The 7,806-nt window shown below is 74.9% G+C and carries 2 protein-coding genes; both read left to right on the plus strand.

The features are described 5' to 3' along the window. Nucleotides 1-25 precede the first annotated feature (25 nt). The gene (locus C1I99_RS26910; protein ID WP_233512736.1) at nucleotides 26-6,430 is read left to right on the plus strand and encodes a non-ribosomal peptide synthetase; all 6,405 of its coding nucleotides are present in this window, start codon (nucleotides 26-28) and stop codon (nucleotides 6,428-6,430) included. Continuing rightward, the coding region (locus C1I99_RS26915) for a condensation domain-containing protein (RefSeq protein ID WP_233512737.1) at nucleotides 6,427-7,806 on the plus strand (1,380 nt) is incomplete at its 3' end. The genes C1I99_RS26910 and C1I99_RS26915, both read left to right, overlap by 4 nt.

Genomic DNA, 7,806 nt, shown 5'->3' on the forward strand with positions numbered 1-7,806 from the left:
CCCGACCCCCGAGGCCCTCGCGTCGGTGCTCACCGACCTCGACCCGGCCGGTGAACCACCGGCGCTGACCGTTCCCGCCCTGCCCGGGCTGGCCGACGGCGCGCAGGTGCTGCCCCTGGCGCCGCTGCAGGAGGGCCTGCTGTTCCTCGCCGGCCTCAACGCCGCCGACGACGACCGGGGTGACGGTGCGTACGTCGTCCAACTGCTGATCGACCTCGACGGCCCGGTGGACGGCGACCGGCTGCGCGCCGCCCTGGCCGCCGTGACGGCCCGGCACTCCGGCCTGCGGGCCGCGTTCCAGCACGCCCCGGACGGCACGGCCGTGCAGGTCGTCGCCGACGAGGTGACCGTGCCCTGGCGCGCCGTCGATCTGTCCGCGGCCGCCGACGGGGCGGCGCGGGCCGAGCTGGTGGCCGACGAGGAACGCACTCGGCCGTTCGACCTGTCGGCTGCCCCGCTGCTGCGAGCCACGCTGCTGAAGCTCGACCAGCGGCGGTTCCGCCTGCTACTGACCGCGCACCACCTCGTGGTGGACGGCTGGTCCCTGCCGGTGCTGGTGCGCGACCTGCTCGACGCGTACCCGGCCGGCGGCGTGCACCCGGAGCCCGTCCGCCCGTACCGGGACTATCTGGCCTGGCTCGCGGGCCGGGATCGCTCGGCCGCCCGCGCTGCCTGGCGGGCGGCCCTGGCCGGCCTGGACGAGCCCACCCGGCTGGTGCGCGCCGCGCCCGGCGCGGCACCGGAGCGGCTCATCGACGCGCACCTCGACGAGGCCACCACCGCCGCGCTCACCGGCGTTGCCCGCAGCCACGGCCTGACCGTCAACACCGTGCTCCAGGGCGCCTGGGCGATCCTGCTCGGCCTGCTCACCGGCCGCGACGACGTGGTGTTCGGCACCAGCGTGTCCGGCCGTCCGGCTGACCTGCCCGGCGTGGAGTCGATGGTCGGCCTGTTCATCAACACCGTCCCGGTCCGCGTGCGCATCGACCGCGGCGAGCCCATCGCGGCCGGGCTGTCCCGGCTGCAGCACGACCAGGCGGGCCTCATCGCCCACCACCACCTGTCGCTGGCCGACATCCAGCGGGAGGCCGGCGTGGGCGAGCTGTTCGACACGCTGCTCGTCTTCGAGAACTACCCGCTCGACCCGGGCGAGCCGCCCCACGCGGCCGACATCACGGTCAGCGGCATCGACCGCCGCGACGCCACGCACTACCCGCTGAGCCTGACCGTGACGCCGGGGCACCGGCTGGCGCTGAGGGTGGCGTACCGCCCGGACCTCATCGATCCGGTGCTGGCCGGGCGGATCATCACCTGGCTGACCCGGCTGCTCGCCGCGATCGCCGCCGACGCCGCGCGCCCGCTCGCCGCCGTCGACCTGCTCACCGCCGAGGAACGGTCCCGGCTGCTCGCCGCCGGGGACGGCGGCCGCCGCGCCGTACCGGCCGCCACCCTCGCCGAGGCGTTCGAGGCCCAGGCCGCCGGTGAGCCGGAGCGGACCGCGGTGGTGGCCGGCCGGAGCCGGCTCGGCTTCGGCGAGCTGAACGCGCGGGCGAACCGGCTGGCGCACCTGCTCATCCGCCGCGGCGTGGGACCGGAGGACGTCGTCGGGCTGGCGCTGCCCCGCGACGAGCACCTGATGATCGGCCTGCTCGCGGTGCTGAAGGCGGGGGCGGCCGCGCTGCCGCTGGACGCGGACCACCCCGCCGAGCGGATCGCGTACCAGCTCACCGACACCGCGGCGGCATGCGTGCTGGCCACCCACGCCACCACCGGCGCGCTGCCGCCCGACTGCGCCACCGTCGCCGTCGACGACCCCCGCCCGCTCGACGGCCTGCCCGGCCACGATCCCACCGACCGCGACCGGATCCGGCCGCTGCGGGCGGCGAATCCCGCCTACGTCATCTACACGTCCGGCTCCACCGGCGCCCCGAAGGGTGTGGTCATCCCGCACCACGGCCTGGCCAACCTGTTCGCCGTCCACCTCGCGGACTTCATCACCCCGGAGGTCGCCGCGGCCGGTGGCCGGCGGCTGCGCGCCGGGCTGGTCGCCTCGGTCGTGTTCGACACCTTCTGGGAACCGGTGCTGTGGATGGTCGCCGGCCACGAGCTGCACCTGGTCGACGAGCAGACCCGGCTGGATCCCGAGGCGCTGGTGCGCCAGGTCCGGGACGAACGGATCGACCTGCTCGACCTCACCCCGTCGTACGTGCCGCAGCTGCTCGCCGCGGGGCTACTCGACCCGGCGCAGCACCGCCCGCGCATCGTCATGCTCGGCGGGGAGGCGGTCGGCGCCCCGCTGTGGAGTTTCCTGCTCGACGCCGGCGGGGTGGCCGGCCACAACTTCTACGGCCCGACCGAGTTCACCGTGGACGCGCTGTCCTGCCGGATCCGTGACCACGACGCCCCGATGGTCGGCCGGCCCGTCGGCAACAGCCGCACGTACGTGCTCGACGCCGCGCTGAGTCCCGTCCCGCCCGGGGTGCCGGGGGAGCTCTACCTGGCCGGGCCGCAGCTCGCGCGCGGCTACCTGGGCCGTCCCGGCCTCACTGCCGCACGCTTCGTGGCCGACCCGTACGGTCCGCCCGGCACGCGGATGTACCGGACCGGCGACCTCGTGCGCTGGGACGAGGACGGCGTGCTGGAGTACCTCGGCCGCACCGACCACCAGGTGAAGATCCGCGGGTTCCGGATCGAGCCGGGCGAGATCGAGGCCGAGCTGACCCGCGAGCGGAGCATCGAGGCGGCCGTCGTCGTCGTGCACCCCGACGGCGACCAGAAGCGCCTCGTCGGGTACGTCGTGCCGCACGCCGGTGCGGCGATCGACCCGGAACGTCTACGGCGGGAGCTGTCCGCCCGGCTGCCCGGGTACCTCGTACCCGCGGCTCTCGTGCCGCTCGACGCGCTGCCGCTCACCGTCAGCGGCAAGCTCGACCGCCGCGCGCTGCCGGCGCCGCGGTTCGGCCCGAACGGCGGTGGCCGGGCGGCCCGCAACCCGCGTGAGCAGCTGCTGTGCGAGCTGTTCGCCGAGGTCCTCGGGGTCGAGGGGGTCGGCGTCGACGACGACTTCTTCGCGCTCGGCGGCCACTCGCTGCTCGCCACCCGGCTGATCAGCCGGATCCGCCGGGTCCTGGACGTCGAGGTGACCATCCGCGCCCTGTTCGACGCGCCGACCGTCGCGGGGCTGGCCGACGTGCTCGACCACGCCGGCTCGCAGCGGCCCGCCCTGCACCCGGTCGACCGGCCGGAGCGGCTCGGGCTGTCCTACGCCCAGCAGCGGCTGTGGTTCCTGCACCAGCTCGAGGGGCCGAGCCCCACCTACAACATCCCAGTCGCGCTGCGGCTGTCCGGGCCGCTGGACCGCGACGCGCTGCGCGCGGCGCTCGCCGACGTGGCGGCCCGGCACGAGAGCCTGCGCACCGTCATCGACCAGCGCGACGGCCAGCCCGTGCAACGCGTCCTGCCGGTCGGGGCCGCCACGCCTCCGCTGCTGATCCGCGACGACCCGGGCGGCCTCGCCGTCCGGCTCACCGAGGCGGCTCGCCACCCGTTCGACCTCGCCACCGAGCCGCCGCTGCGGGCCTGGCTGTTCCCCACCGGCGCCGACGGGCACGTCCTGCTGGTGCTGCTGCACCACATCGCCGGCGACGAGTGGTCGATGGCGCCGCTGATGCGCGACCTGGCCACGGCGTACGCGGCCCGCCGCCGCGGCGAGGCGCCGGCCTGGGCGCCGCTGCGGGTGCAGTACGCCGACTACACCCGCTGGCAGGACAAGCTCCTCGGCCGTGCGGACGACCCGGACAGCCTGCACGCCCGGCAGTTGCGGTACTGGACCGACGCCCTGCGCGGCCTGCCCGATCAGCTCGACCTGCCGGCCGACCGGCCGCGCCCCCCGGCCGCCTCCTACCGGGGCGGCACCGTGCCGTTCCGGATTCCCGGCCAGCTGCACGACGGGATCCGGCGGCTGGCGCGGGCTGCCGGGGTCAGCGTGTTCATGGTGCTGCAGGCCGGCCTGGCCGCGCTGCTGACCCGGTTGGGTGCCGGCACCGACATCCCGATCGGCACGCCCGTGGCCGGCCGCACCGACGACGCCCTCGACGACCTCGTCGGGTTCTTCGTGAACACCGTGGTGCTGCGCACCGACACCGCCGGCGACCCGACGTTCGAGGAACTGCTGGCCCGGGTGCGCCGCACCGACCTCGCGGCCTTCGACCACCAGGACGTGCCGTTCGAACACGTCGTGGACGCCGCCAACCCGGCACGGTCGCTGGCGCGGCACCCGCTGTTCCAGGTGATGCTCGTCCACTACCGGCAGCAGGACGCCGCCCCGGACCTGCCCGGCGTCGTCGCCGAGCCGCAGCCGGTCGACGTCGGGGTAGCCAAGGTGGACCTCACCTGGTACGTGGTCGAGCGTGCCGGAGGCGACGGCATCGACGGCACCCTGGAGTACAGCCTCGACCTGTTCGACCCCGCCACCGCCGACGCCCTGGCCCAGCGGCTGGTCCGGCTGCTCACCTCGGCGGTCGTCGACCCGGCGCGGCCCCTGGCCGACCTCGACGTCCTGCTGCCCGGCGAGCGGACGCTGCTGCTGGCGCAGCGCAACGACACCGCGGCCCCGCTGCCCGCCGCCACCCTGCCCGAGCTGATCGCCCGGCAGGTGAGGGCGACACCACACGCGACCGCGATCCGCTCCGGGGACACCGAACTCAGCTACGCCGACCTCGACGCCTACGCCGAGTCGCTGGCCGCCCGGCTGCGCGCGAACGGCGCCGGGCCGGAACGGATCGTCGCGGTCGCCGTGCCCCGCACCGCCGACCTGCCGGTCGCGCTGCTCGCCGTCCTCAAGTCGGGCGCGGCGTACCTGCCGCTCGACCTGGACTACCCCGGCGACCGGATCGTGTACATGCTCGCCGACGCCGCGCCGGTCTGCGTGCTCACCACCCGCGAGGCCGCCGACCGGCTACCCGACACCGCGGTCCCACGGCTGTTGCTCGACAGGCCGCCCACGGATCTGGCCGGCATCCCCGCCGTGCCGGCGGCGCCGGTCAACCCGGCCTACGTGATCTACACCTCCGGATCCACCGGGCGGCCCAAGGGCGTGGTGGTGTCCCACGCCGCCCTGGTGAACTTCCTGCTGTCCATGCGCGACCGGTTCGCCCTGCGCGGCGCGGACCGGCTGCTCGCCGTCACCACGATCGGCTTCGACATCGCCGCGCTGGAGCTGTACCTGCCCCTGCTCTGCGGCGCCGCGGTGGTGATCGCCGACAAGGCCGCCGTACGGGACCCGGGCGCCCTGCTCGACCTGGCCCGGCGCAGCGGCGCCACCATCATGCAGGCCACGCCGACGCTCTGGCAGGCGCTGCTCGCCGAGCCGGACCACCTCCCGTCCGGGCTGCGGATGCTCGTCGGCGGGGAGGCCCTGCCCGCGCCGCTCGCCGCCACGATGCACCGCCGCGCGGCGAACGTCACCAACCTGTACGGACCCACGGAGAGCACCATCTGGTCCACCGCCGCCGACGTCACCGACTCCGGGGGCGCCCCGCCGATCGGCGCGCCGATCCGGAACACCCAGGTGTTCGTGCTGGACGCCGCGCTGCGGCCGGTGCCGCCGGGCGTGGCGGGCGAGCTGTACATCGCGGGCGCCGGCCTGGCCCGCGGGTATCTCGGCCGGCCGGGGCTGACCGCGGAACGGTTCGTCGCGAACCCGTTCGGCGCGCCGGGGGAGCGCATGTACCGCACCGGTGACCTGGTGCGGTGGCGCCGGGACGGGCAGCTGGAGTTCCTCGGCCGGGTGGATCACCAGGTCAAGCTGCGCGGCTTCCGGATCGAGCTGGGCGAGATCGAGAGCGTCCTCGGAGCGCATCCGTCCGTCGCCGAGGCCCGGATGGTGGTCCGCGAGGACCGGCCCGGGCACAAGCAGCTCGTCGCCTACCTGGTGCCCCGCCACTGCGGCGCGCCGGACTCACGGCAGCTCCGCGAGCACCTCGCCGCGCGGCTGCCCGAGTACATGCTGCCCGCGGCGTTCGTAACGCTCAAGGCGCTGCCGCTGACCCCGAACGGCAAGCTGGACCGCGACGCGCTGCCGGTGCCGGAGTTCACCTCCGCCGCCGCGCCGCGGCCACCGCGCACGCCAGCCGAACGCATCCTCACCGCGGCCGTCGCCGAGGTGCTCGGCGTGCCCACGGTCGGCATCGAGGACAGCTTCTTCGAGTTGGGCGGGGACAGCATCGCCTCCATCCAGCTGGTCAGCCGCGCCCGGCAGGCCGGGCTCGCCCTGACCGTGCGGCAGGTTTTCGAACACCGGACTGTGGAGGACCTGGCCCGGCACGCCGGCCAGGTCGCCGCACCGGTCCCTGCGGTGGAGCGGCCGCTGGTCACGCTCACCGACGACGAACTGGCCGAATTCGAAAACGACCTGGGGAGCCTCGCGTGACCGCACTGCGCATCGAGGAGGTTCTCCCGCTCGGGCCGCTGCAGGAGGGCCTGCTGTTCCACGCCGGCCTCGACGGCGACGGCAGCGGCGTCTACGTGGTGCAGCTCCTGGTGGACCTCGCCGGCGACGTGCGACCCGAGCGGCTCCGCGCCGCCGTGCAGGGGCTGCTACGGCGGCACCCGAACCTGCGGGCTGCGTTCCGGCACCGCCGCTCGGGGCAACCGGTGCAGATCGTGGCGCGGGACGTGACGGTTCCCTGGCGGGAGGTCGACGCCCCGAACCCGGTCCCGGTGGCCGACGAAGAGCGGCTGGCCCCGTTCGATCTGTCTCGGCCGCCGCTGTTGCGCTGTTGCCTGGTACGCATGGGCGCCGGGCGGTTCCGGCTCGTCCTGACCCTGCACCACCTGCTGGTCGACGGTTGGTCCCTGCCCGTGCTGGTCCGCGAAATCATCGACCTGTACGCCGCGGACGGCGATGCCGGGGCGCTGCCACCGGCCACGCCGTACCGCGACTACCTGGCGTGGGTCGCCGTGCAGGACCGCGAGGCCTCGCTGGCGCAGTGGCGGACGGCGCTGGCCGGACTGACCGAACCGACCCGGCTCTGCGGCGTCGACTCCCACACCCGCCCGACCTTGCCGGAGCAGGTAACCCGCGAGCTGCCGGTTCATCTCGACGCCGCCGCGCGGGACCTCGGCGTCACCGTCAACACCGTCCTGCAGGGCGCCTGGGGGCTGCTGCTCGGCCTGCTGACCAGACGCACCGACGCGGTCTTCGGCGCCACCGTCTCCGGCCGGCCACCGGAGCTGCCCGCCGTCGACTCGATGGTTGGGCTGTTCATCAACACCATCCCGGTACGCGTCAGCGCCCGCCCCGAGGAGCCGGTTCGCGACGTCCTGGCCCGGCTCCGGGACCAGCAGGTCCGGCTGATGGTCCACCACCACGTGCCGCTGGCCGAGATCCAGCGGGCCGCGGGCGTCGGGGAGCTGTTCGACACGCTGCTCGTGTTCGAGAACTATCCGCTGGACACCCACACCCTGCCCGCGGCGCCCGGCCTCCGCGTCACCGCGGTGGACGGTCGCGATGCGACGCACTATCCGCTGACCGTCGTCGCGCTGCCGGGCGAGCGGCTCACCCTTGAGTTCGTGTACCGCCCGGACGCCCTTGACCGCGGCACCGTCGAGCGGATCGCCAACCAGTTCACCCGGCTCCTCACCCAGATCGCCACCGACCCGAGCCGGCCGGTCAGCGACCTTGAGCTGTTGTCGGTGGAGGAGCGGGTTCGGGTGGTGGTGGGGTGGAATGCCACTGATGCTGAGGTGGATCGGGTGCCGTTGCCGGTGGTGTTTGAGCGGTGGGCGGCGGTGCAGCCGGATGCG

Origin of the sequence: Micromonospora deserti, assembly GCF_003236335.1 — a bacterium.
In the GTDB taxonomy this organism is placed as follows: domain Bacteria; phylum Actinomycetota; class Actinomycetes; order Mycobacteriales; family Micromonosporaceae; genus Micromonospora; species Micromonospora deserti.